This is a genomic window from Sphingobium cloacae, assembly GCF_002355855.1.
Classification (GTDB): Bacteria; Pseudomonadota; Alphaproteobacteria; order Sphingomonadales; family Sphingomonadaceae; genus Sphingobium; species Sphingobium cloacae.
Genome location: NZ_AP017655.1, coordinates 2,627,867 through 2,650,540, shown reverse-complemented (window position 1 = coordinate 2,650,540; position 22,674 = coordinate 2,627,867). Strand labels below are relative to the sequence as shown.

The following is a 22,674-nucleotide window of genomic DNA, read 5'->3' as shown; positions in this document are numbered from 1 at the left end:
GGGTCGGCTGGATTATATCCCGCAGGATGAGTCGATCCGTGACGACAAACCTCTTTCTTCCCGGCGCGGGGGGCAGTGCGTCCTTCTGGAAGCCGGTGGCTGAGGATGCTCGGCTGGACGGCGTCTTTTTCTCCTGGCCCGGTCTTGGCGACGAACCGGCTGACCCGGATGTGAACGGCTTCGACGACCTTGTTTCCATGGTGCGGAAACATATGGACGGGCCGGTCAACATCATCGCGCAGTCCATGGGTGGCCTGATCGCGATCAGGTTGGCGCTCGCCTGTCCGGAAAAGGTCAGGCGGCTGGTGCTCGCCGTCACTTCCGGTGGCGTGCCGGTGGCCAATCTGGGCGGGTCGGATTGGCGACCGGACTATTTCGCCATCTATCCCCGCGCCGCACCGTGGATTGCCGAGCCGACGGAGGATTTATCGGCAAGCCTGCCGTCCATCCTTGCACCGACGCTTCTGCTCTGGGGCGATGCCGATCCTATCAGTCCTCCCGCTGTGGGAAAGCGGTTGTCGGCATTGCTGCCCCATGTCCGATTTCGCATCCTTCCCGGCGCGGATCATGATCTGGCGCGGACCCATGTGTCCACGGTCGCCAGCGAGATCGCGCATCATCTGGCCATTCCCCTGCCGACCACTCCCGGGTGAGGGCGGAGGCTGATCCGTCCCCTCAATAATCCTTCGAATAGCGCAGGTTCGCCGACGATCCCGCATTGGTCCCGGTCTTGGACAGCAGGCTCAGCGTCTTGGACAGCGCGATCTCCAGCTGCGTGGCGGTGAAGCCCTTGGGATCGGTGATGACCTCCACATAGACATTGTTGGAGATATGCTGCCCGACCGCCAGCGATGTGCCGCGCCCCGTCGCCTCGTCCCCGCCGACGATGCCGATGCGGTCCAGACCCGAAGCGCCTTGCAGCTTGCCCATGGGATTAAGGCCGCCGCTGCCGCCCCGCAGCCCGTTCAGCGCCACGGCCAACTGCACCGCCTGCGTCGCCGACAGGTTCGCGACATTGCTGCCGAACAGGATGCGCGAGAGGATTTCATCCTGCGGCAGCGTCGGGTTGGAGATGAAGGCGATGTCGGGCTGCTGCGCCGTGCCGGTGACGCCGATGCCCGCCGTCACCGCGTCGATCTTCGTTTCCGCGCGGATCGCCAGCGTCGGGTTCATCATCTCCCCGTCGAAGGTGATGACGCCCTGCTCCAGTTCGAACTGATGGCCCGAGAAGCTGTAGCGGCCCCGGATCACCTCGATCTTGCCGACCACGCGCGGATTGGCGGTGGTGCCGGTGATCCGCATGTTGGTCTTCCATTCGGAATCGAGGCCCATGCCGGTCACATAGATCTCATTGTCCGCGCGCACCCGGATGTCGAGCTTCCACAAGGCGGGCTTGGTTGCCTGCCGCGCCTCGCGTCGCTGGTCGAGGATGTCGGTGCCTTCGCCCTTGCGCCGCACGCCCTGAAGCTGGCGGATTTCGGTCCCGCCCTGCCACGCCACGCGATAGCGCGTCTCCGGCAGCGACAGGTCGCCCTTGATAAGGCCGCCGTTGGCCGCGCTGTTGGTGATGTTGAGGGTGCCGCTCACCACGCTGGTGATCTGCTCGCTGCGGGCGAGGCGGGCCCGATCCATTTTGACCGCGATGTTCATCGGGAAACCGCTGTCCGCCGCCAGGCCGACCGTGCCGCTCGCCTGCACCGTGCCGTCGCCCGCGCGGCCGGAAAAGTCGCGGATTTCCAGCCGGTCGTTGGTGAAGCGCCCGTCCAGCCGCATCTGCGTCACACGCGTGCCGAACGTCTCATTCTCATAGGTCAGCGCATTGGCGCGGACGAGGCCGTTGATGCGCGGCGCATTCACCCGCCCGCCAAAGTCCGCCGCGACCGCGATCGGCCCGTCCAGCCGCTGATCGGCGAGGCCGGCGAAGGAGAACAGCACGTCCGCGGGCCCGGCATAGCGAATGCCTCCGCCCAGCGGCGCGGCCATCAACTGCTCGGACCAGCTTGCGCCCGGTCCCGGCGGCGCCAGCGTCGCGACGAAGCGGCCCAGCGTCGCATTGCCGCTGCGGATCACCCCGCGCATGTCGCCGCCCGCCGAAGACAGCTTGCCCTCGACATTCATCGCCACCGGATCGGACACGGCGGTCAGGCTCGACCGGCGGAAGTCGCTGATAGCGAGGCGCGTGGTCGCGGTGGGGAAGGCATTGCCCTGCTGCGCATAATCCAGCGTCCCCGTCGCGCGCCCGCCGACGCCGATGCCGGGGCTGAACATATTGGCGATGGCGAGGTCGAAATCCTTGAACCGCGCCTGCAAGGCCGTGCTGTCGCCAAAGCGGCCCGCCAGATCGACCCGCCCCTGCGGCAGCACCAGCGTCGCGGGCTCCAGCCTGTATCCGCCTTGTTCGATGCGGATGATCGCGGGCTTGTCCAGCCGGAAGTCGACATTGCTCGCCTTGCCCTGCACCGCCACCGCATAGAGCGTCGGGCGCAACGCCGCGTTGACCGCGATGGAGAAGGGCACGCCGCTCGACCCGTCGGCGACAAGCTGCGCCCGTCCGCGTCCGCCCTGATAGTCGATCTTCGCGCGCGCTTTGCGCACCACATAATCGCCATAGGCCGCGTTCGCCATCTGCACGTCGCCCAGGATGCGGGGCTGGTCGCCCATCACCATGGAGCCGGTCACGATCGCCCGCCCGATCACCACGTTCGCCTCGCCCGGCAGCTTCGCATTGCTGGCGGTCGCGTTCACATCGATGCCCTGCGCCTTGCCGACCGCCGCCAGCCGCAGCGCGCCGTTGATGCCGGAACCGTTCATCGAAAGCTGGCCCGCAAACGGTCCGGCGGGCGTCTGGCGCAGCGTCCCCGCCATGTCCACGCCCGCAAAGCGCGCCTTGCTGATGTCGATGGTAAGCGGTCCCTGCGCCGTGCGGATCAGCACATTGGCGAAGAAGGGCCCATAATCCGACCCGCCCGTCGCCTCCAGCCGGTATCCCGCCGCCTCGCCGTTCAGCTTCGCCACCACGTCATGCAGTTGCACGCCGACATTGGGCCGCGCGGCGCGCAGCACCGCTTGCGGCCGCTCCATCGTGCCGCGCACCGTCAGCGCCAGCGGCCCATATTGCTTCGATGACGCCGCCGCGTCGAAGGCGATGGCGCCGTCGGTGTCATAGCTGCCCGATCCGGAAAGGATCTGGAAATTGGGCGCCGCGCCTTTGAGGCCCGCCAGCGTGAACTTGCCTTCCGGCGTCATCCCGATGCGCCCGCTCGCCACCGCATTGCCGCCCAGGAAGTCGCGCACCGACGCATTTTCCCAGCGCGCCGTCCTGACGCCGAACTTGCCCGACAGGCCGAAGCCGCCCTTCGGGCCGGGCACCAGTTCCATGTCGGTGGTCAGGTTCACGATGCCGACGCCATCGACCTTGTAATCGTTGACCCGGCCCTTCAGCGCCCCGCGATAAAGGGCGTTGTCGAGGTCCGCCAGGACGATGGCGGTGGCGTCGATCCGGTTGCTGTTGATCTTGAGGTTGTCGCTGATGAGTTTCCCGCCCGCATAGGCGAAATCGCCCTTCACCCGCAGATTTTCGAGCAGGCCCCCGGCGGCGGCATTCAGCCCCGTCACCCGCCGCGCCGTCGCATTGACGGGGATGCGGATGCGGTCGGCGTCGATCACCGCCCGCCCGCCCGCCTTCAACCCTTCGATGCCCGTCGCGTCGAAGGCCAGCATCGCCGCCGTGATGTCATAATCGACGAAGGGCGTCGCCATCGGCCCGTCGAGGATGACGGTGGCGCGCACGTCCTTGCCCCGCACCTTCTCCATGATCGCGCCGGGCGTCAGCAGCGCGGCGTCGATCTTGAGCGCGCTGAACCGGCTCTTGCCGAGGTCGATCAAGCCCTGCGCGGTCGCCGCCAGCGCGGGCGAACGCAGGCTGCCTTTCAGGTTCACGCGCCGTTCGTTCAGCCCCGCGAACAGGTCCACGTCCAGCGCGGGCGCGGTCAGCCGGTCCACCGTCCCGGCAAAGACGAGGCCGGGCCGCACCGGGCCCTTGGCGGTGAAATTCCCGTCCCGCGCCGCCAGAGCGATATTCGCCAGTTCGCCCTTGGGCGATGTCGCGACCAGCCGCCCGTCCCATGCCTGCCACGTGCCCTTGCCGTCCAGCGTCGCGGTCATGCCGTCGGTCAGGCCCGCCATCGCCGCGATCACGCCGCCCTTGGGCGCGGTCAGCGTGCCCTTCATGGCGAGGCGATTCTGCGCGGGCACCGCGTCGAGGCTCGCCTGCAGGCGGTCGCCGCTGTCCACTACCGCATTGGCCGAAAGCTGCGCCCGTCCGTCCGCGATATGGGTCACGCCATCGATGGCGATCTCCCGCTTCTGCCCGATGACGGGCTTGGCGAGGATGAAGCGGGCGAGCTTCATCCGGTCCACGTCGATGTCGAGGTCCGGCAGGATCGGCGCGTTGGGGTCGCTTTCCGTCACGTTGAACTGCGGGCTGCGCGCCAGCACCACCAGCGGGCTTTCCAGCAGCCGCACGGAGATATGGTTGTGGATGTAGCGGAACGGGCTCCACACCACATGCACTTCCGGGCTGACCGCGAACACGCCCTTGGGATCGCGCAGCACGAGGTCGCGGATCGTCATGTCGCTGTAGATCGACCCGTCGATCCGCCCGACCTCGATCTTCATGCCCGATTCCATTTCGAGCGCGGCGATCTGGCGGATCAGGAATTTCTTGCCCGGCTGCGTGTTGAGAAACAGCAGCAGCCCGACGACCAGCACCGCCAGCGCGACGACAAGGCCCGCCGCGCCGATGGCGATCTTGGCCCAGAGCGGGCGTCCGGCGCGCGGGGGAGGGGGAGTATCGTCCGCCATCAGAATGCCTGCCCGATGCCGATATAGAGCGTGAACTTGGACTCGCCCGGCTGCCGGTCGATCGGCATGGCGATGTCCGCGCGGAACGGCCCGAAATTGGTGTAGAAGCGCCCGCCTATGCCCACGCCATAACGGATGTCGGAGAATTTGGGCATGGAGCTTTCATAGACCTGCCCCGCATCGACGAACGCGACGACGCCATAATTGCCGAAGCGATAGCGGCCCTCCACCGCGAACTCGTTCACGGACCGTCCGCCGATGGGATCGTTGTTCGCGTCCTTCGGCCCCAGTTCCTGATAGCCGAAGCCGCGCACCGATCCGCCGCCGCCCGCATAGATGCGCCGCGACGGCGCGATATCGTCCCGCGCCGCGCCGGTGATGGTGCCAACGCGCGTACGCGCCGCGATGACGAGGCTGTCGGACACCGGATAATAGCCCGAAAGATCGAAGGTCGCCCGCACATAGGGCGACACATTGCCTTGCAGGGACGCTTCCGGCGACAGCCGCAGATTGGCGCGCACCCCCTTGGTCGGATTGAGCAGATCGTCGGACCGGTCATAACCCAACTGCATCGGCAGCGCCCCGATGAAATAGGTCAGCCGCTTGGCGTCGCCGGTGCTTTCGTCGACGGTGGTCTTTTCGTTCGAAAGCAGCACCTCGACGCCATAGGCATAGGTCCAGCGCTTCTGGAAGATCGGCGTCGACTGGCGCGAAATGCTGGCGTTGAGGCCCAGCGTGAACGCTTCATAGGCATCATATTTCTGGTGGTTGACGTTGACGCCCGCCTGGAAGGTCCGGTCGCGCTTGCCCGCGTTGGACCGGCGGAAGGTGCCCGACACGCCCTGTTCCTGCGTCCCCGCGATCACGCCCCCGATCAGCGCGCCTTCGGGCGGGAACATGTTGCGATGCGTCCACGTTCCTTCCGCGCGGAAGCCCTGACCCGTGCCATATCCGACCTCGCCCGCCAATGTGCGCGGCGGCCCGGCCTCCTGCTCGACATGCAGGTCGACATATTCCGTCCCGTCCGGCCCCGGTTCGCCCGTCTGCACCGGATCGACCGCGATGCTGGAAAACAGTCCCGTCGCCACCAGCGCCTTGCGCAGGTCGTCCACCTTGCGGCTGTCATACAGTTCGCCTGGCTTGAAGCGGCTGATGACCGTCATATGGTCCGCGCCGAAAGCCTGCTTGTCCCCGCTGGTGGTGATGCCCCGGAAGGAACCGCGCGGCCCCGTCTCCACCGGCAGCGTATAATCCCCCGTCACCGTTTCGGGATCGAGCAATATGTCCCGGTCCCCCACCTTGACGAAGGGATAGCCGTTTTCCGGCAGCTTGAGCGCGACATTCGCCTCCGACCCCTCGACCCGCGTCGCCACGATATAATCGCCCGTCTTGAGCGGCAGGCTGTCGCGGACCAGGCCGGGCGGCACGGTCGGTCCGGCGTTGATGACGATCTCGCCGATCCTGTAGCGTTTGCCCGGCGTCACCGAAACGACCGCGCGCAACGTGCCGTCGCCCGCCTGGTCCAGCGAGGCCAGGGCCGTCCCGTCATAATAGCCCTCCGACTGGAGCAGCCGCACAGCCAGCGCCTCATCCTCCTGCGCGCGGGCCTGCACCATGGCGGCGGTGTCCGCCTTGCCCTTGCCGTCGACCAGGGCGGACGCCTCGCGGAACTGGTCCTCCAGCCCGGTATCCTCGAACCCTTCCACCGACACGGCATAATGGACCGGCGGCAGTTTCTCGTCGGGCACGCTTTGCGCGACCTGCTCGGGCACCGTCACGCTGTCCAGCGGCGGCAGCGGCTGGGCCAGCTCCGTATCGGCGGGCGGTTCGGTGGCGGGTGGCAATTCCTCCGGGACCTCGGCGCTCTGCGGCATCTGCTGGTCCAGCCAGCTATCGATGGACGGCAGCGGCGCGCCGCTCTCCGGCTGTCCTTCGCCCAGAGGGGGCAGGCGCTGCTCGAACTGGTCGTCGGGCAGGATCGGCTTTTCCGGTTCGGAGGCGGGCTGTTCCGGGTTGGCGGAGGAAGGTGCGGGCGGCGTCGTCTGCGCCATCAGGCAGGGCGGCCACGCCGCGATCATAGCCATGCCGATGGCATGTCCCATCCCGGTCCTGCGCCTGTCGCCCGTCAAACCCTTGCCCCTTTCCTTGTCCGCTCTTTCACAGGCGTGTCGAAATAACAATACGCTCAAAGGCTTGAGCGGTTCCGAAACCGTTACGATCGGTCGCCGGCTTCCCTCGGCGGCGCGGGCGGTCTACAGCCATGGCATGACGATCGCGCTCAACATTTCCCGTTCCCTGTCGGGCCAGCCATGGTGCTGGCGAGGGCAAGGCGCCGACGCCCGCGATCCGGATTACCGCCCCGACGATCTGGTGACGCAATTGCTCCTGGCGCGCGGCTGCCCGCGCGAAGCGGTGGAAGCGCACCGCAATCCTACCATCCGCCATTTCATGCCCGATCCCAGCCTGTTCCGCGACATGGACGCCGCTGCCGGGCGGATCGCCGACGCGGTGCAGCGTCAGGAGGATGTCCGCATCTTCGGCGATTATGACGTGGACGGCGCGACCAGCGCGGCGCTGCTCATACGCCTGCTGCGCGACCTCGGCCTTGCCGCCCGGCCCTATATCCCCGACCGCCTGATGGAAGGCTATGGCCCCTCCGGCGAGGCATTGGTCCGGCTGGCGGGCGAGGGCGCGACCCTGATCGTCACCGTCGATTGCGGCGCGCAGGCGTTCGACGCGCTCGCCATGGCGAAGCAGGCCGGCGTCGATGTCGTCGTGGTCGATCATCATAAATGCGCCGCCGCCCTTCCCGAAGCCTTCGCGCTGGTCAATCCCAACCGCCTCGACGAAGCGGAGGAAGCCGCCGCCCACGGCCATCTCGCCGCCGTCGGCATGGCCTTCCTGCTCGGCGCGGCGTTGATACGGACGCTGCGCGCGCGCGGATGGTTCGCGGCGCGGGCCGAACCGCCGCTGATGGAACTGCTCGACATCGTGGCATTGGGCACGGTCGCCGACGTGGCGCAGCTTCGCGGCCTCAACCGCGCCTTCGTGGCGCAGGGCCTCAAGATCATGGCCAAGCGCCGCAATATCGGCCTCGCCGCGCTGATGGACGCAAGCCGGCTCAGCCGCGCGCCGCTCTGCCACGATCTGGGCTTCGCGCTGGGGCCGCGCATCAATGCGGGCGGGCGCGTGGGCAAGGCGGACCTTGGCGTGCGCCTCCTCACCACCGACGATCCGCTGGAAGCCGCCCGCATCGCCGCCGAACTCGACCGCCTGAACGAAGAACGCCGAGCCATCGAATCGCTGGTGCAGGAACAGGCCGAAGCCCTGCTCGCGGCGCAGGGCAATCGCGCCGTCGCGCTCGTCTCCGGCGCGGGCTGGCATCCCGGCGTCATCGGCATCGTCGCGGGCCGCCTCAAGGAAAAAGCGGGCCGCCCCGCCATCGTCATCGCGCTGGATGAAGAAGGCACCGGCAAGGGATCGGGCCGGTCCATATCCGGCGTCGATCTGGGCGCGGCGGTGCTGGCGGCCAAGGACAGCGGCCTGCTGGTCGCGGGTGGCGGTCACGCCATGGCGGCGGGCCTGACGGTCGCGGGGGACAAGCTCGACGCGCTGGCCGACTTCCTCGACGAACGGCTTTCCGCCGCCGTGGCCCGCGCCCGCGACGATCGCGCCCTGATGCTGGACGCCGTGCTCGCGCCCGCCGGGGTCAATCCCGATTTCGTGGCGGCGATGGAGCAGGGCGGTCCCTATGGCGCAGGCTGGCCCGCCCCGCTCATCGCCGCCGGGCCGATGCGCGTCGTCCGGGCCGATGTCGTCGGCAATGGCCATTTGCGCGCGATCATGGCGGGCGACGACGGCCGCTCGATCAAGACCATCGCCTTCCGCAAGGCCGAAACGGACATGGGCCAGGCCATCCTTGCCGCGCCGCGCGACCGGCGTCTCTGGGCCGCGGGCCGCGCCAGGATCGACGATTGGGGCCCGCGCCCCGCCGCCGAACTCCATCTGGAAGACGCCGCCTGGGCCGATTGAGGCAAAGCTGCATTTTGATGACCTAAAGGGGTTGACCGCCGCGAAGCCAACCCCTAATGCCCGCCTCGCTTCGCAGCGACGCCTGAGCGGACCTGCATGTGGCCCCTTCGTCTAGCGGTCTAGGACGCGGCCCTTTCACGGCTGAAACACGGGTTCGATTCCCGTAGGGGTCACCAGACTGTCAGAACAGTCTCCAGAGGTCAAAACAGGCCTCTTCCTGACTAGGGAATTTTGCGACAATTCCTCAAGCATTCCAAAGGGTTCCCTGAACTCGGCTAACAGATGTCCGTCGGCCCAGGAGCAGTTCTGGAGGACCAGATTCAGAGCCCTTCGTTTGTGGCTTATCGACATCTCCGCGAAGCCTTTGTGCGCCGTGCGCACCGCATCGAGCAGCGCAATGCTGTCGTCCACAAACTCATCGTCGGCCTCATTGAGGATTTCCAGGCCTCGCACAGCGCGGGCGCGCTCATCTCGCCATGTGGCGGAGATGCGATCATGGAATTCCGCGGTGATCCGGCCCTGCACCTTGTCGAGATAGATCATATCCAGACGATCCTGGAGTTCGCCGGCTTCGGCGATGAGAGCCGCCTTCTTCTCTTCCCGATCGCGGCGTTCATCGACATGCCCTTCACGCAGCGCACGCTGCACAAGACCGAATATCTCATCATCGAGTCGCAAGCGCGCGAGCAGGTTCTCGAAATGGGTATCGAGGGCTTCCTGCCGCACATAGGGCTCAGGGCATTTCCCTTTGAAGCCCGAGCAGTGGTAGTAGATATATTTCTTCTTCTTGAGTTCGGCGACGACCGCGCAGCCGCAATGCCGGCACGTCATGAGCCCGGTGTAAGTGAATTCCACGGGCTTGGCGCGAAGGTTGGCCGCGCTGCGGCCGTCGATGATTTCCTGCGCATTCTCCCATGTTTCGAGCGAGACGATCGGTTGATGCAAACCGCGATAGAGCTTGCCGTGCCATTCATATGATCCGGTATAGATCCGGTTGCGCAGCACATAGAGCAGCGTGCTCGTCCCGATCGGCTTGCGGCTCCTGCGATATTTGAGGCCCAGTTCGCCCGCCTTTCCGGCCAGTTCCTTCATCGAATAATTGCCGGTCGCACACAGGTCGAACAGCTTGATGATGATCGGCGCCGTCTCGGGATCGATCTCGATCACCTTCTTGCCCGAGTCGCTGCGCACGTTGCGATATCCGAGCGGCGCCAAGGTCGGCCAATATCCCTGCGCGGCCTTTTCGTTCATGCCCTTCCGGGCCTCTTCAGACAGGTTGTCGATATAGTTCTTCGTCATCAGCACCTTGATGCCGTGCATGAACTTCTCGCTGGACCGGGAATCGCGAGAGAGAACGACGCCTTCCTTGACCAGGTGAACTTCGACATCCAGTTCGTCGAGCGTCACATAGTCCTTGAAATTACGATAGAGGCGGTCCGTCTTCTCGACGAGTATCACGCGGATAGATGGATGCCGGCGAAGATAGGTCAACATCGCCTCGAACTCGGTGCGCCCCGCTTTTTTCGCGGTTTCGATATCGATGTGCTCGGCAACCACGTTGATGTCGTTCGCACCGGCATATTCGGCGAGCAGCTTTAGCTGCGCGGGAATGGAAAAGCCTTCGCGTTCCTGTTCGGCTGTGGATACGCGAGCATAGACGACGGCTTTGCGGGCCGCGAACTGATCGATCGCGCGCGTCGTCTTGCGTTTCGGTGCCGTCCGTGGCCTCGCCATGCTTCAAAACTCCCTATTGGACACCCGGGCGCAACACCCCTTCTCCTTCAGGGATGAAAGACGCACGTCACAGGCAGGCGGGGCGCAACAGCGCCGCCCGATTTGTTCACCATTTATTCCGATTCGGCATCCCTCGGTCAAGTCGCTGTTTGACTTCGGGACCGATTGTCATTGCGTGGCTGGGACGATGATTATTCTCTCCTTTGGGATGGCTGAGGGCCATGATTTACGGCTTGGGCGTGATCGATTGCGATCGCGTAATAATCCGCAAGATCACCAAGCAGTGCGCGCGCCTCGTCTTCGGACACGGGCCGGCCGAGGCGGCGCGCAAATACGGAGCAGGCGTCGGCGAGCAATTCCTTCGAGAATTTGTCCCTTCGCGTGAAGCGTGGTTCATGACCGACGCTGCGGTCTCGCGCTGATCCAGAGGCCGAGAGCGCCTTCTTTCCACCGCCCGCGCTCGCAACGCTGGCTTGCTGCCTTGCGGTAGCGTGTGGGAACTTTGCGGGACTCTCTGGTTCCGAGTCTGCGGGACCGTAGCGCGTTTGTGGCAACCGCGAGCGTCTCATGGCGCGCGCCCGTCACGCCAGCAGTTGGCGGATGACCAGCCTCGGTAAGGTCGGTCGCCCCCCGGCGACGTGATCATGATCGATTCAGGGGCAGCGGGAATCCAAGTCGGGAACGGATGGGCCATCGCTACCGCCGTGTGGCTGCTTCGCGCCAGGGTGTCGTCGACAGCGTGATCGGCGACATCGACGAACTGGTCGCGCTGACGCTCGCCTATCAGATGCTCAACGACCTGACCCGCAGCATCGATTTTGCCGTGTCCAATGCCGAGCGCGGTGTGACGGCCGCGGGCGCCGGCGATGCCGGCAATGCCAAAGCCTGCCAGACCCGCATCCTCGCCAAAGGGATCGAGCAGCTCAGCGGGCTGCGCGACGAGGTGCTGCGCCAGCGCGCGCAGATGCGGCAGTCGTACATGGCGGCGCTCAACCAGGCGAACCTATCGGCCAACTATGCCGGCGTGGTCCGCCAGCGCGACCGCGACGCGCGGGACGCCGCCGGCGCCGCCGCCAACCGCAACCGCTGACCCGGAGCCGAGCCGATGCCCCGTTTGCTTCGCAGCCTCTTTGCCCTGTTCGCTGTCTTCGCCGCCACATCCGCGCTCGCGATCGACACGAGCTATCACACCTATGACGGCTTCGCCGAAACCGTGGACGCGTTCCGCCTCGTATCGATGATCTTCGGCGATCCGCGCTACGAGACGCTGGTGCTGATCGTTGCGGTGGTCGGCATCGCGCTTGGCGTGCTGCTCGCGAGTGTGCGGGGACAAGGCATGGGGCTCGTCGCGTTCGGGTTCCAGATGCTGATCGGGGTCGGGCTGTTCGTCGGCATGGTTGCGACCACTGGCACGGTCCATGTCTATGACCGCGTGCGCAACGCCTATCAGCCGGTCGGCGATGTGCCCAACCTCATCGTGCTGGTCGCGGGCATGACCAACATGATGGAACGCGCGCTGGCCGAGGTGATCGACGACAACACCACCGATCCCAATGCCAAGCTCGAATTCGGCGCGGGCGGGCATTCGTTCGACCTGTTCCTCAACGCCGCAAGCCCGCGCGGTCCGATGACCGACGTGTTCCTCGATTCCACGATCAAGGACTATGTCCGCCAATGCTATCCGGTCGCGCGGGTGTCGCCGGCCTATGGCGTCGATGACGATCAGCTCTTTCGCACAACGACCGATCTGCCGGCCGCCTTCGCCGCGATGGCCGGCCCCGCGACGTTCAGCACGGTGTTCACCTCGACCGACAAGGCCGGCACGACGATGAGCTGCAACGAGGCCTGGGAGCATATTTCGACCCGCCTGTCGGAACCGGGCCTGTTCGACACCTATGTCGCGCAGGTCTGCACCCGCACCGGCTATGACATCGCCAACGCCGCGCAGCTTCAGCGCTGCCGGTCCAATCTCGGCGAGATGGGCCAGATGATGATGGATGCGCCGCAGACGCTTCAGCAGTTCCTCACCAACGTCCTGCTCGGCAATACCGTCGGCGACGTGCTGTTCGAGGATAGTCCGGCGACCGCCGCGCGCGTGATGGCCAACCGCGCCGTCATTTCCAGCGGTCTCGCCACCATGTCCACTGCCAATGAATGGATGCCGACGATCCGCGCGACGGTCTTCGGCATCATGCTGTTCATGATGCCGGTCGCGCTGCTGTTCATCCTGACCCCGATCAACCTGCGCGTCGCCAGCTTCGCGCTCGGCCTGTTTGTGTTCGTGGCGCTCTGGGGGGTGATCGACGCTGGCATCTACCAGCTCACCCTGGGCCGGGCGACCGATGTGCTCGCCGAGATGCGGTCGAACAATGTCGCGGCCAATGCCTGGATGCTCGCGCCCTCGGCTGCGATGAAGGCGCTCGCCATATTCGGCAGCTTCCGCACAGCCGCGGCCGGACTCGCTGGCGCGTTCGTGTTCACGGTTTTCCGCTTCTCCGGCAATGTGTTCACCGCCTTCACCAGCGGCGCGCTCGGCGTCCAGGGCCAGGGCACCGCGGCGGCTGCACCGCTCGGCACCCGCGAGGGCTATGCCGGCGCGCTCGAAGCGCAGGCGTCGGCCTCGGGCACTATGGCCCGCGTCAGTGGTTCGTCGAGCTTCGGCGACTTCGGCGAGCGGTCGACCTTCGGCCAGAACCGGGCGTTCGGCGCGGCAAGCCGCGTCATCGGCGAGCAAGGCGGTGGCGCGGCGGGAACCGCCGCATTCTCGCTCGGCGGCCTCGATGCCGCGCGCGAGCTGGGCGGCCTGTCGCCCGCGCTCACCGGGCGCAGCCTGTCCGATCCGGCAACGGTGCGCGCGATCCGTGATAATGCCACCACCTCCGCGATCCACAATTTTGCGCAGCAGGATGCGCTGCGCGCGCTGGGGACCGGCTATTTTGGCGAGGGCCAGTCCGGCGAGCGGGCCTTTGCTGCATTCGCGCAGCGCATGATCCAGTGGCGGGCGTTCGGCGACCAGCGCGCTTATGACATGATGCAGACCGGCGCGCAGCGGCACTTCGAGCGCAATGGTTACGACCAGAAGGATGCCGCCCTCAAGGCCTCGACCGTGATCGGTCAGGCATCGGCCGATCCGACCTTCGCCAAGCTGATCGCCAATGCCTATGACCAGGAGCAGATGCTGCGCAACGACCTGACTGGCGCGCAGGTCCAGATCGGCGCGATGGAAGGTAGGCGCGATTTTGCGGGCGACAATGTCGCCGGGATCGAGCGCGGCAACGTCGCGACCGAACAGGCGCACCGGACCGGGAACAATGAGGGGCAGCGCAATGCCGCCGCCATGCTCGGCATTCCGGTCCAGGAAATGTCGCGGCGGATCGGGTTCATCAACAATCTGTCTGGTGAGGCGCGGTCCACCGCGATCTCACAGCTTTCCCGTGCCACCGGTCGCAACGAGGCCCAGGTTCTCCGTGCCTTGGAAACCTATAACGCCGCTGTGCAGGTCGGCACCGCCGACGGCGCGACCGTCGAAGCGGGCCGCGAAGGCACCAGCGTCTATGGCCGCACCCGCGAGGCCGCCGGCTATGACTTCGCCGAGCGGTCGGGTAAGCTCGACGCGCAGCGCGAGGTCGGTCACGACGGCACGCGCTCGGCCGCCCGGATCGGCGAGCAGCGCCGGCAAGCCGACAATGCGGGCTTTGCCGAGGGCACGGCGGCAGCGGGCATGTCGGTGCGGCAGGCGGCGCGGCTCGACAGCTTCATCCGCACGCTGAGCCAGGGCGTCGGCAATCAGACCGACATGGCAGAAGGCGGTGCAGCCGGCATCGCGGATCGTGTGCGTAACGAGAGGCTGACCCGGATCGTCGAGAATGAGCGGCTCACACGTATGCAGGGCCTGCTTGCCGAGCACGGCGTCACCATGTCCAAGCGTGAGATCGCGATGGCGCAGAATGGCGATCTGAGCCTCAACCTGACGCCCGAGACGGCCGCGCAGATGTGGCGCGGTGGGCTGATCAACGAAAGCCAGCTCGGGGCAATTGCGAACGGCGGGCGCGCGCGATTCAGCTTTGCGGAGAACGATGTGCTGGTCTCGAGTTCGGTCGGGTTTCAGCAGTCGGGTCGCAGCGACACCAGCACGCGGTTCGAGGCGGGCAAACAGGCCGGTCCGGATACGGTCGAGCACTTCATGGGCGGCGCCGCCGAAGGCCAGGCGATGATGCAGAACTGGTTGCGCGGTGGGTTCGAGATGGACCGGAATGGCAATTGGCGTTTGCAGCCGCAGGTTGCCGATACGCTCCAGCGCGACGTGCAGTCGATCATCGGGCAGACGGGTTGGCAGCGCTCGCTCTCCCGGTCCGCGCAGGATCAGGTCACGATGGGCACCAGCGTCGGAGCCAACATCGGTGGTTCCATCAGTTCTTCAGAATCCGAGACGTCAGGCGGAACCGGTCGCGGACGGCAGGGACCACAATCGTCGAAGTCGACTTCGGGGCGTGTTGGCGGGCAGCTCGGGTTCAATAGTAGTGATGTCGGGATCAGCAGCGAACGCGCTCAGTCGTCACTCGATATCGTCAACTATGATGTGCGTGAGGCTATTGCGGCGTCTGAGCGTGCAGCAGCCAGATCGTCACGACCGGAGGAAGCCTTTGCGCGCGAATTGTCGAACCGCGTCCTCGGCGCGGAAGGTCTGCGCAACCGCTATCTCGGCGATGCAGATTCTGGCCGCGCCACGTTCGACATCACCGGACCACTGACGTCGATCGAGCAATCGTCGGTGCTCAAGTCTGGCCGGTTCTCAACGGATATCGATGGGAGCCCTGGCGACGGCGATAGCAGCTTCAAGAAGCGCTAATCGTGCGTCTGGTTTTCGGGATTTCCGACATATAGAGTTCCCGAGCGCGGGTCGAAGATATCGATGGACGGATCCAGTCGGGCGAACTCGCTTGCGTGTCCGACCGCCATTCCTCCGACCTCCGATGAAGGGCCGGCCCCGACTGCAATAAACCCATCGATCCAGTGGCGCACAAAGCCAACGCCCAAGAACAGTAGAGCCGTCATCGGAAAGAACAGCACGTTGAGGAAGCCAGCGAGGGCACCATCATAGAAGCGGGCAACTGGCTCATTTACGCTCGCTGCCGTCATGCCGATCCACCAGACCGGAATGGCGCTCCACCAGAGCTTCGCATACCAAGGCCGCCACACCCACTCCGACGCGGATCGGCAAATTTTTGCCGTAACATCTTCGCGCAAATGCTGACTGCTGAGACGAGACATCGGAGCATTCCTTTGATTTGAAAGGATACCACAAATCGATTGCAAACAACAGACTTTCCAATGTCATTTCAGAGTTGGAAACTCGAATATCGTCCAATTTTCAAGGATCTTCTTAGCCGACACCTCTGATCGCTCTGACCAAAGCTTGCCTGCGACATCCAGCAATGCTGATGATAGGTACAAGCGCCATTAGCATAATCCGGTTCGTGTGCCGCGTCATAAGCGCGCCGACCAGTTCGCCGACCGGCAAGGCAAGAATGCGCCCTAAGTTTGCGGCTGGCTATGAATGTGGGTGATTGGCGAAGATAGGATCGTTTCGGCGCCATTGGTATCACGAACCAGCTTCCCGAACAGCTTTGCGCTCTCGCTTGAGGCGGTGTCGGCATCTTTCACGACGGCGGAGAATTGCAGAAAGCTATGCGTAAGCGAGGGATAGTTGGTGTAGTGTACCGGCACGCCGTCCACTTGCAGCCGCTCGGCGAACCTGCGCCCTGAATCACGCAATATGTCGAACCCGGCGGTGACGACGATCGCCGGCGGCAATCCCTTGAGGCTCGGCGCGCTGGCGGGGTCCATATATGCGTCGGCTTCCTTATGGCGGCCGGGGCTATAGCCCTCGAACACGCGCGGCAGGATGAACTCGATGAAGGTGCTGTCGAGCGCATAGCCCGTGCCGAACAGGCGATAGGAAGGATCATCCTGCGGCAGGCCCGCGCCCGGATAGAAGAGCAGCATGGCGGTGGGGCCGGGCTTGCCCGCCGCGAGCTGGCGCTGGGCGATGTTGATGGAGACATGGCCCCCGGCGCTGTCGCCGCCCACGCCGACGCGAGCGGGATCGCCGCCGAAAGAGGCGGCATTGGCGCGCGCCCACAGGAACGCATCTTCGCCGTCGTCGCTTGCGGCCGGATAGTGATGCTCGGGTGCGAGTCGGTAATCGACGGCGACGACGATCACCTTCGCCTCGTTGGCGATCAGGCGCGACACGCGATCATGGGAGACGATGCTGGCGAAAATCCAGCCTCCGCCATGATGATAGACCAGAATGGGCAGCGGTCCCTTATCGTCCGTTTCAGGGCGGTAGATGCGGATTGGGATTGGGCCGCCACGCCCCTGGATGGTCCGGTCTTCGACATGCGCCATCTCGCCCGTGACCTGGGTAAGGAGTCGCCAATCGCGATCAGCGCCGTGCCGGATGAAACCCCGGCCCCATGGGGTCGCGAAGATCAGTGGCGCGGAGCGGCGCAGCCACGGCGCGGCGGGCCGGACCTGCTCCATCATATATTGCAGCTTGGGGTCGATCGTCTGTCCGTCGACCGTCTCGCGCCCGCCTTGCAGATGCTGCGCGAACCAGTTCTCCGGCCGCGAGTAGAAGGCGAGCTTCTCCTGCTCCGCCTTGGTCGGCACGAAGGGTTCGACCGGCTTGACGCTCATCGCGAAGAAGATTTGCAGGGCGATGAATGCCAGCACGAGCAAGAGGGCGATGCCGCCCAAAGACCACAAAGCGATTTTCACTGATACTCCCCCGTCGATTGTCTGTTGATCAGACGCCGCATCAGCGCTTCTTCCTGCAATGCCACCACCAGGGCGCCGGCTGTCCAGCATGGGATCATCACCACCAGGAATAGCAAGCAGAGCAGCAACCAGATCAATGTGAGGCCGCAGATCGCGCCCAATTGAAGAATATTCATGGCGCAGCGTCCCCTTGCTCCGCGTCTAACGGACCGTTGACGCTCAATCCGGGTCGCGTCATGCCGCCGCCTCCATCGGCGTGCGCCGCCGCTTGCGCCTGCGGTCCCACCAGAGCCAGGCGCCGTTCCCCGTGATGAACAGGGTCAGCCAAGTGCAGGCAGTCCACAGCAGCTTGAGCGGCAACCCGCCATAGTCCCCGAAATGCAGCGGCTGCGAGAGAATGATCGCCTTCATATACCAGGGCATCTCGGCCACGGCGGCGGCATCGCCCCGCTCGGCATTGACCAGCACGGCCCGGAACAGGCGCTCGTCCAGCCCCTCGCCATGAATCAACACGGTGTAGTGGTGGGGCGTCGAGAAGTCGGTGCCGGGCCAGAAGATGTTGCCGACCCGCCAGCCTTCCGGCGCGGCCGCCAGCGCGGCCCGTGCCACGGCATCGGCGTCCACCGGGGGGCGGCGCGGATCGACGGGCGCCCCGACAAAAGTCCGCTGCGCCTGGCCCAGCTCGCTCTGCGCCCACAGACCGGTGGCCAGGGTGCCGAAGCCGAGCAGAAAGCCGGTGAGCGTCACCGCGAGGCCCCAGCCAAGCACGATCACACCAATGAAGTTATGCAGGTCGAGCTGAAGCAGCCTCGGTCCGCGTCCGCGCCGGAACGCCCCGAAGGCGACCCTTCGTGCATGGGGTGCATAGACGACAAGGCCCGAGACCAGCGACAACAGCACCAGCAGCGCGACCAGAGCGCCGATCAACTCACCGATCGGCCCCATGAACCACTGTGCGTGGAGTTCGAGCAGGAAGCCGGTCAGCGTCTCGCCCTCACTGAAGTTCTCGGGCACAAGCTTGCCGGTGGCGAGGTGCGCGAAGCGCAGCGTCGTGCGATCGAAGCCGGTATCGCCATTGGGAACCGTCGCGACTAACAGTAGCCCCGAATGATCGCCGGGGTCGATGCCGACCAGCGCCACCTTTTCATCTGGATGGGCCGCGAGCGCCGCGTCGACCGATTCCGCCAGCGGCCGATGCTCGGCGCTCAATCCCGGCGCGGGCGGAAGCATGCCCATCGCCGCGTCGATCTCCTCGTGGAAGATCAGCACCGTGCCGGTCAGGCACAGGACTAGGAACGGAAGCGTCGCGACGAGGCTCGCCCAGCGGTGCAGCCACAGGTTCGCCCGATACCAGCGCGAGGGTGCCTTGGCGGGCGCGTTCATCTGCATTTTCGTGCGCCCCGCCATCGGTTAGGAGCCACGGGCAGGATAATCATCGCGACTGTCGGGGATTGCTCCCCGGAGCTTGCGCGCGGCCAGCGCCGATCCGCCGATCAGCAGAGGCAGAGAGGCAAGCGTAAGGAACAGCCAGTCCCATGCGCCCTCGGCGAGCAGCATCCCCACGATCCCGCCGATCGCCACCAGGGCCATAAGAACGACGCGCCCGCACAGCATGACAACTCCACCCATCAGCTTTTACCGGAGAGATGGGCGAAGGGCAGCAGCGGCGCCGCCGCATCGGCCGCGTTCGCACTCGGCGCCGCAACGGTAACGACGAACCGCTGTGCGCTGGCCCGCATCACTGCATCGAGGCTGGTCGGGGCCGTGCCTTGCGCGGCCCGGCGGGCAAGTGCCAGAACGGCCGCGCGGCCGTTCTGGCACTTGCCTTCGCCAGACGCGGCTCGCAACAGCGTGGCATAGGCTGAAGGCAGAGCGCGCCGACCGCCCAGTGCAATGGCGCGATCGAGCGCGGCATTGCCCGCTTTCCGGCTGGCGCCGACGGTCGGCCCGGCCAGCATCCCGACGCGCCGCACCGCCTCGATGTGCCATGCGCCCATGGCAAGATGCGCTTCGGCGTTGTTCGGCTGGGCCGTGATTTGCGCCTGAATCAACCGTCGCGCCTCGCGAGCTGGACCGATGCCGCCGGAGAGCATCGCGCCCCAGGCCGCCGCCACGGCCTGCTGGATGGCCGCTTCCTGGTTTGCCGGGTTCTGGCGCAGCGCCGCCGCCGCGTCGGTTCGCGCCTGCGACAGCAAGACCCGTGCCCGCGCTGTTGAGGGCGACCTGTAGGCCGCCTCGGTCAGCAAGTCCCATCCGCTCGCCGCCCGCGCCGGGACGGCCAGCCCAAAAATGGCGGCAGCCGTGAGGGAATGAAGGAATACGCGGCGCTGCATCATCCCGTTCCTCGCGCCTCGGCTTCGTCGCGCCGCCAATAGGCGACCACAAGTTGCTCCTGCTTGCCGAGGCCGGTGGCGCGCAGATGCCGCCGGATCGCCTGGATGGCGGCAAACTCTCCCGCGACCCAGGCGAAGCGCGTCCCATCGCCGGGCAGCGACACGGCCTTTACCGCATCGGCCAGCAGATCGGTGGTGCCTGCGAGCGCTCTCTGACGGTGCAGCCAGCGCAGCTCGACGCCCGGCGGCGCGGAGAGCGGCTGTTCCTCCTCTGGTCCGTCGATCTCGACCAGTGCCAGCCCCCTGGCGTCGCCGGACAGGCTTTCGAGGATGCGGCCGATCGCCGGCAGCCCGGTTTCGTCACCTGCGAGCAGAACCCAGTCGGCGGGAGCGGCGGAGCGCCCGCCGGGGCCGATCATGCCGACGACGTCGCCGGGCTTGGCCGCCGCCGCCCAGGCCGCGCCGGGGCCGCCGTCCTCATGGCAAACGAAGTCGATCGCCACGCGCCCGACCCCGGCATCGATCGAGCGAATGGTGTATTTACGGAACACCGGATCGAGATTGCGGCCCTTGAGACGCACCTTGCCGCCGGGTTCTTCCTTCAGCCAGTGGTCGCGCGCCGCGCCCTGGGGCGGGAGCAGCAGCTTGACGTGCAGGTTCTCGTTCGTGGCAAAGGGTTCGAGATCGCGTCCGATGAAGGCCACGCGCAACATATGCGGCGTGATCCGGTTTGTCTCGACCACGCGCAGCAGCGTGCATTCCTCGATACGAGAATGAAACAGGCGCTCAATCCAGGCGCGGATACGCCGCTTCATGCCTGGCCTCCGTTCATGGTCGCAAAGCGCAGCACGGCGGAGAAAGCCGCCGTGAGCAGGGACTGATGGTTTTCACCGGCCAACACGCGATAGTCGACCGACACGCCCGCGAGTCTCTCGCGCTCCAGCCTGTCGACGAAGGCGGCGGAGTCATCCAGCATTCGCGCGCTGATCTTCGGGCGCTCCGGCGTCTCGCGCTCGCCGACGGCGATGAGAATATCCGTCACAAGGTCGCGCGGCATGGCAGCGATTGCGGCCTCGGCGTCCTTCAGGAGCCGCCCGTCATCCCACCACAGCGAAGGGCTGAGCGCGGCATAGTGGCGGAACGCCTCCGGCCGATGCAGCAGCGCATAGAGCGCGAAGAAGCCGCCGAAGCTGTGCCCGCACAGGATCTGCCGCGATCGATCGACCGGATAGCGCTCGGCGAGATCGTCGCGGAGCGGACCTTTCAGAAAGTCCAGGAATGCATCGGCCCCGCCAGGTTGGTGCCAGGGCGCGCCCTGCATGAAGCGCTCCGACAGCTTGCCCGACGAATGGTCGGGAAGGAAATCATAGGCCCGGCGGCCAAGATCGAACGGCGCTTCGCCGGGATAGCCGACCGCGACGACGATCATCGGTTCGATTTCGCTCTGGATTGCGAATCGGCTCTGCCAGCGTAGCGCTTCGGCCGCGCCGGCGATCCAGGCATTGCCGTCGAGCAGTGTCAGGACCGGATAGCCGGCTCCGGGCGGCGGGCCGCTCGGCAGGGTGACGAAGATCGTATAGTCCCCGTTGGCACCCCGCGCGGTATATTGCTGGATGTCGGGTATCGCCAAGCCGGACCCGACCGGCTCCAGCAGGCCGTGCCGGGCGGTTGCCCGGTCATGGAGCGCTTGCCGCTTCCTGCCGAACGCAGCGGTGCGGATACTCGCGACGATCGTGCGGAGCATCATGCGGCCCGATCCTTCAGGACCATCGGCCTGGGAGTGCGCGCGCCGCAGGTCGTGAGCATCGAGAGGCGCAGCCCCATCTCGTCGAGCAAGCCGGCGCAATGCAGCACCGCCGCGCGCAGGACGGGATCAGCCCCGGGAGCTGGGTCGGGAGCATGGAGGCGTTGCGCGGATGCCAGCCAGGCCAACAGACCCAGTTCGTCCACGCCGATATAGGGCGCGCCCGCTGGAAGGATGGTGAAGCCGTTGTAGGCGGCATGACCGCGCAGTTCAACGAAGTGGCGCGCCTGTGCCCGTGTCGGCCCCGCCGCCGCTCGGGTCCGGCTCGGTCGTACCTTCCCGTTGGGCTGCGCGGCAATCTCTTCTCCCCGCAGGAGCGCCAGAACTTTGCGCTCGACAAGGCTGCGGCGCTTGAGCGCCATCGTCGTCACCATCATCCGCCTCCGGCCAAGAAGAACTCGATCGGGACCGTCAGCTCGATGCGGTCGCCTTTGACGCTCTCGGGCGGCTTGGGGAGCGGCGAGGCACGCAAGGGTAGCGCCTCCGCCTCGCGGTCCAGCGCATCGAAGCCGCTCGACCGCGCGATCCGCGCCGAACGCACCCGGCCGTCACGGTCTATCGTGAAGCGGACCCACGGCATGCCCTGTTGGCGGTTGCGCTTCGCCTCGAGGGGATAGCGCTTGGCGGCATTGAGCGCGGCGAGAACCTGGCCCTCCCATGTCGGCTTCGCATCGCTCGACTTGGCGCCGGGCGGCTTGGGCGAGGACTGCGGTGCGGTGGTCTGGTCGACAGGCGGGCCGGGATCATCCACTGGCACAGCCTTGGGTGGTGCGGCAACGCTGCTCGCGCTCGGCACCTGGACCAGCGGAGGCGGCGGTGTCTTCACGACCTCTACCTGTGGCTTCTCCTTCTGCACCTGCTCAGGGCCAGGCGGGATTTCGGTGTCGGGCGCGGGCGGGGCTTCGGGCTCGGCGACGTCGAACACACTCAACGTCGTCGGCACAATCACCGGCGTCGCACCGACCCATTTGAACAGGGCGGCGGCCAGAACAAGCGCACAAACAAGAGTGGTGCCGCCCAGGCCGAACAGCCGCGTTCCGAGGGGCATCGGCCGATCCGCGTAGCGGAAGGGAGCCGGTTCCATCCTGACGGAATGGAGGAAGCCGACTGCCCGCCCGCCGGTCG

17 protein-coding genes, 1 tRNA gene and 1 pseudogene are annotated in these 22,674 nt (G+C 66.1%); 6 read left to right on the top strand and 13 right to left on the bottom strand.

The genetic code is table 11. The features are described 5' to 3' along the window. The first annotated feature begins 38 nt into the window (after positions 1–38). Positions 39–653 (top strand): alpha/beta fold hydrolase, encoded by a 615-nt coding sequence (locus SCLO_RS13210; protein ID WP_096362139.1) that lies wholly within the window; start codon positions 39–41, stop codon positions 651–653. Between the two features lie 22 nt (positions 654–675). Here SCLO_RS13210 and SCLO_RS13205 read toward each other — a convergent pair whose 3' ends face one another. Both SCLO_RS13205 and SCLO_RS13200 read right to left on the bottom strand, forming a co-directional pair. Then, positions 676–4,863 (bottom strand): translocation/assembly module TamB domain-containing protein, encoded by a 4,188-nt coding sequence (locus SCLO_RS13205; RefSeq protein WP_066518999.1) that lies wholly within the window; start codon positions 4,861–4,863, stop codon positions 676–678. After that, positions 4,863–6,965, bottom strand: a complete 2,103-nt coding sequence (locus tag SCLO_RS13200) for an autotransporter assembly complex protein TamA (RefSeq protein WP_066519005.1) — start codon at positions 6,963–6,965, stop codon at positions 4,863–4,865. The genes SCLO_RS13205 and SCLO_RS13200 overlap by 1 nt, the downstream gene beginning before the upstream one ends. Before the next feature lie 163 nt (positions 6,966–7,128). On the opposite strand from SCLO_RS13200, the gene recJ reads away from it, so the two are divergent. Beyond that, the gene (gene recJ / locus SCLO_RS13195; protein WP_066519061.1) at positions 7,129–8,895 is read left to right on the top strand and encodes a single-stranded-DNA-specific exonuclease RecJ; all 1,767 of its coding nucleotides are present in this window, start codon (positions 7,129–7,131) and stop codon (positions 8,893–8,895) included. Positions 8,896–8,995: 100 nt separating this feature from the next. After that, positions 8,996–9,071: transfer RNA gene (locus SCLO_RS13190), tRNA-Glu, on the top strand. Here SCLO_RS13190 and SCLO_RS13185 read toward each other — a convergent pair. Then, positions 9,031–10,629, bottom strand: coding sequence for a recombinase family protein (locus tag SCLO_RS13185; protein ID WP_083949124.1), 1,599 nt, complete (start codon positions 10,627–10,629; stop codon positions 9,031–9,033). The two genes, SCLO_RS13190 and SCLO_RS13185, sit on opposite strands and share 41 nt — an antisense overlap. 233 nt (positions 10,630–10,862) lie before the next feature. Between SCLO_RS13185 and SCLO_RS13180 the strand changes: the two genes are divergently transcribed. The 3 genes and pseudogenes from SCLO_RS13180 (at position 10,863) to SCLO_RS13170 (ending at position 15,478) form a co-directional block, all read left to right on the top strand. Then, positions 10,863–11,051, top strand: coding sequence for a hypothetical protein (locus SCLO_RS13180; RefSeq protein ID WP_123905511.1), 189 nt, complete (start codon positions 10,863–10,865; stop codon positions 11,049–11,051). A gap of 296 nt (positions 11,052–11,347) precedes the next feature. After that, a pseudogene (locus SCLO_RS13175) lies at positions 11,348–11,719 on the top strand (conjugal transfer protein TraH); the annotation flags it as partial. Positions 11,720–11,734: 15 nt separating this feature from the next. Then, on the top strand, positions 11,735–15,478 hold the full coding sequence (locus SCLO_RS13170; protein ID WP_066519014.1) for a conjugal transfer protein TraG N-terminal domain-containing protein: 3,744 nt from the start codon (positions 11,735–11,737) through the stop codon (positions 15,476–15,478). Here the strand turns inward: SCLO_RS13170 and SCLO_RS13165 are convergent. From SCLO_RS13165 to SCLO_RS13125, 10 genes are all read right to left on the bottom strand, one after another. Then, positions 15,475–15,900 (bottom strand): hypothetical protein, encoded by a 426-nt coding sequence (locus SCLO_RS13165; RefSeq protein WP_066519015.1) that lies wholly within the window; start codon positions 15,898–15,900, stop codon positions 15,475–15,477. The two genes, SCLO_RS13170 and SCLO_RS13165, sit on opposite strands and share 4 nt — an antisense overlap. 264 nt (positions 15,901–16,164) lie before the next feature. Beyond that, positions 16,165–17,412 (bottom strand): alpha/beta hydrolase, encoded by a 1,248-nt coding sequence (locus SCLO_RS13160; protein WP_066519017.1) that lies wholly within the window; start codon positions 17,410–17,412, stop codon positions 16,165–16,167. Then, positions 17,409–17,588, bottom strand: coding sequence for a hypothetical protein (locus SCLO_RS23390; RefSeq protein WP_066519019.1), 180 nt, complete (start codon positions 17,586–17,588; stop codon positions 17,409–17,411). Before SCLO_RS23390 ends, SCLO_RS13160 begins: the two co-directional genes overlap by 4 nt. A 58-nt stretch (positions 17,589–17,646) precedes the next feature. Then, on the bottom strand, positions 17,647–18,819 hold the full coding sequence (locus SCLO_RS13155; protein WP_197705100.1) for a PepSY-associated TM helix domain-containing protein: 1,173 nt from the start codon (positions 18,817–18,819) through the stop codon (positions 17,647–17,649). A gap of 3 nt (positions 18,820–18,822) precedes the next feature. Next, positions 18,823–19,041, bottom strand: coding sequence for a hypothetical protein (locus SCLO_RS13150; protein ID WP_123905510.1), 219 nt, complete (start codon positions 19,039–19,041; stop codon positions 18,823–18,825). Then, positions 19,041–19,748 (bottom strand): hypothetical protein, encoded by a 708-nt coding sequence (locus SCLO_RS13145; RefSeq protein WP_123905509.1) that lies wholly within the window; start codon positions 19,746–19,748, stop codon positions 19,041–19,043. The genes SCLO_RS13150 and SCLO_RS13145 overlap by 1 nt, the downstream gene beginning before the upstream one ends. Continuing rightward, the gene (locus SCLO_RS13140) at positions 19,745–20,560 is read right to left on the bottom strand and encodes a siderophore-interacting protein (RefSeq protein ID WP_066519025.1); all 816 of its coding nucleotides are present in this window, start codon (positions 20,558–20,560) and stop codon (positions 19,745–19,747) included. Before SCLO_RS13140 ends, SCLO_RS13145 begins: the two co-directional genes overlap by 4 nt. Then, entirely contained in the window at positions 20,557–21,492 is a 936-nt protein-coding gene (locus tag SCLO_RS13135; RefSeq protein ID WP_066519026.1) for an alpha/beta hydrolase, read from the bottom strand. Before SCLO_RS13135 ends, SCLO_RS13140 begins: the two co-directional genes overlap by 4 nt. Continuing rightward, entirely contained in the window at positions 21,489–21,926 is a 438-nt protein-coding gene (locus SCLO_RS13130) for a hypothetical protein (RefSeq protein ID WP_066519029.1), read from the bottom strand. The genes SCLO_RS13135 and SCLO_RS13130 overlap by 4 nt, the downstream gene beginning before the upstream one ends. Continuing rightward, entirely contained in the window at positions 21,923–22,597 is a 675-nt protein-coding gene (locus SCLO_RS13125; protein WP_231923231.1) for an energy transducer TonB, read from the bottom strand. The genes SCLO_RS13130 and SCLO_RS13125 overlap by 4 nt, the downstream gene beginning before the upstream one ends. Positions 22,598–22,674 lie beyond the last annotated feature (77 nt).

What these genes read in the sequence shown, in the direction of transcription:
- SCLO_RS13205 (WP_066518999.1), bottom strand. Translation starts at nt 4,863, where the DNA reads ATGGCGGACGATACTCCCCCTCCCCCGCGCGCCGGACGCCCGCTCTGG.
- SCLO_RS13200 (WP_066519005.1), bottom strand. Translation starts at nt 6,965, where the DNA reads ATGGGACATGCCATCGGCATGGCTATGATCGCGGCGTGGCCGCCCTGC.
- recJ (WP_066519061.1), top strand. Translation starts at nt 7,129, where the DNA reads ATGACGATCGCGCTCAACATTTCCCGTTCCCTGTCGGGCCAGCCATGG.
- SCLO_RS13185 (WP_083949124.1), bottom strand. Translation starts at nt 10,629, where the DNA reads ATGGCGAGGCCACGGACGGCACCGAAACGCAAGACGACGCGCGCGATC.
- SCLO_RS13170 (WP_066519014.1), top strand. Translation starts at nt 11,735, where the DNA reads ATGCCCCGTTTGCTTCGCAGCCTCTTTGCCCTGTTCGCTGTCTTCGCC.
- SCLO_RS13165 (WP_066519015.1), bottom strand. Translation starts at nt 15,900, where the DNA reads ATGTCTCGTCTCAGCAGTCAGCATTTGCGCGAAGATGTTACGGCAAAA.
- SCLO_RS23390 (WP_066519019.1), bottom strand. Translation starts at nt 17,588, where the DNA reads ATGAATATTCTTCAATTGGGCGCGATCTGCGGCCTCACATTGATCTGG.
- SCLO_RS13155 (WP_197705100.1), bottom strand. Translation starts at nt 18,819, where the DNA reads ATGGCGGGGCGCACGAAAATGCAGATGAACGCGCCCGCCAAGGCACCC.
- SCLO_RS13150 (WP_123905510.1), bottom strand. Translation starts at nt 19,041, where the DNA reads ATGGGTGGAGTTGTCATGCTGTGCGGGCGCGTCGTTCTTATGGCCCTG.
- SCLO_RS13145 (WP_123905509.1), bottom strand. Translation starts at nt 19,748, where the DNA reads ATGATGCAGCGCCGCGTATTCCTTCATTCCCTCACGGCTGCCGCCATT.
- SCLO_RS13140 (WP_066519025.1), bottom strand. Translation starts at nt 20,560, where the DNA reads ATGAAGCGGCGTATCCGCGCCTGGATTGAGCGCCTGTTTCATTCTCGT.
- SCLO_RS13135 (WP_066519026.1), bottom strand. Translation starts at nt 21,492, where the DNA reads ATGATGCTCCGCACGATCGTCGCGAGTATCCGCACCGCTGCGTTCGGC.
- SCLO_RS13130 (WP_066519029.1), bottom strand. Translation starts at nt 21,926, where the DNA reads ATGATGGTGACGACGATGGCGCTCAAGCGCCGCAGCCTTGTCGAGCGC.
- SCLO_RS13125 (WP_231923231.1), bottom strand. Translation starts at nt 22,597, where the DNA reads ATGCCCCTCGGAACGCGGCTGTTCGGCCTGGGCGGCACCACTCTTGTT.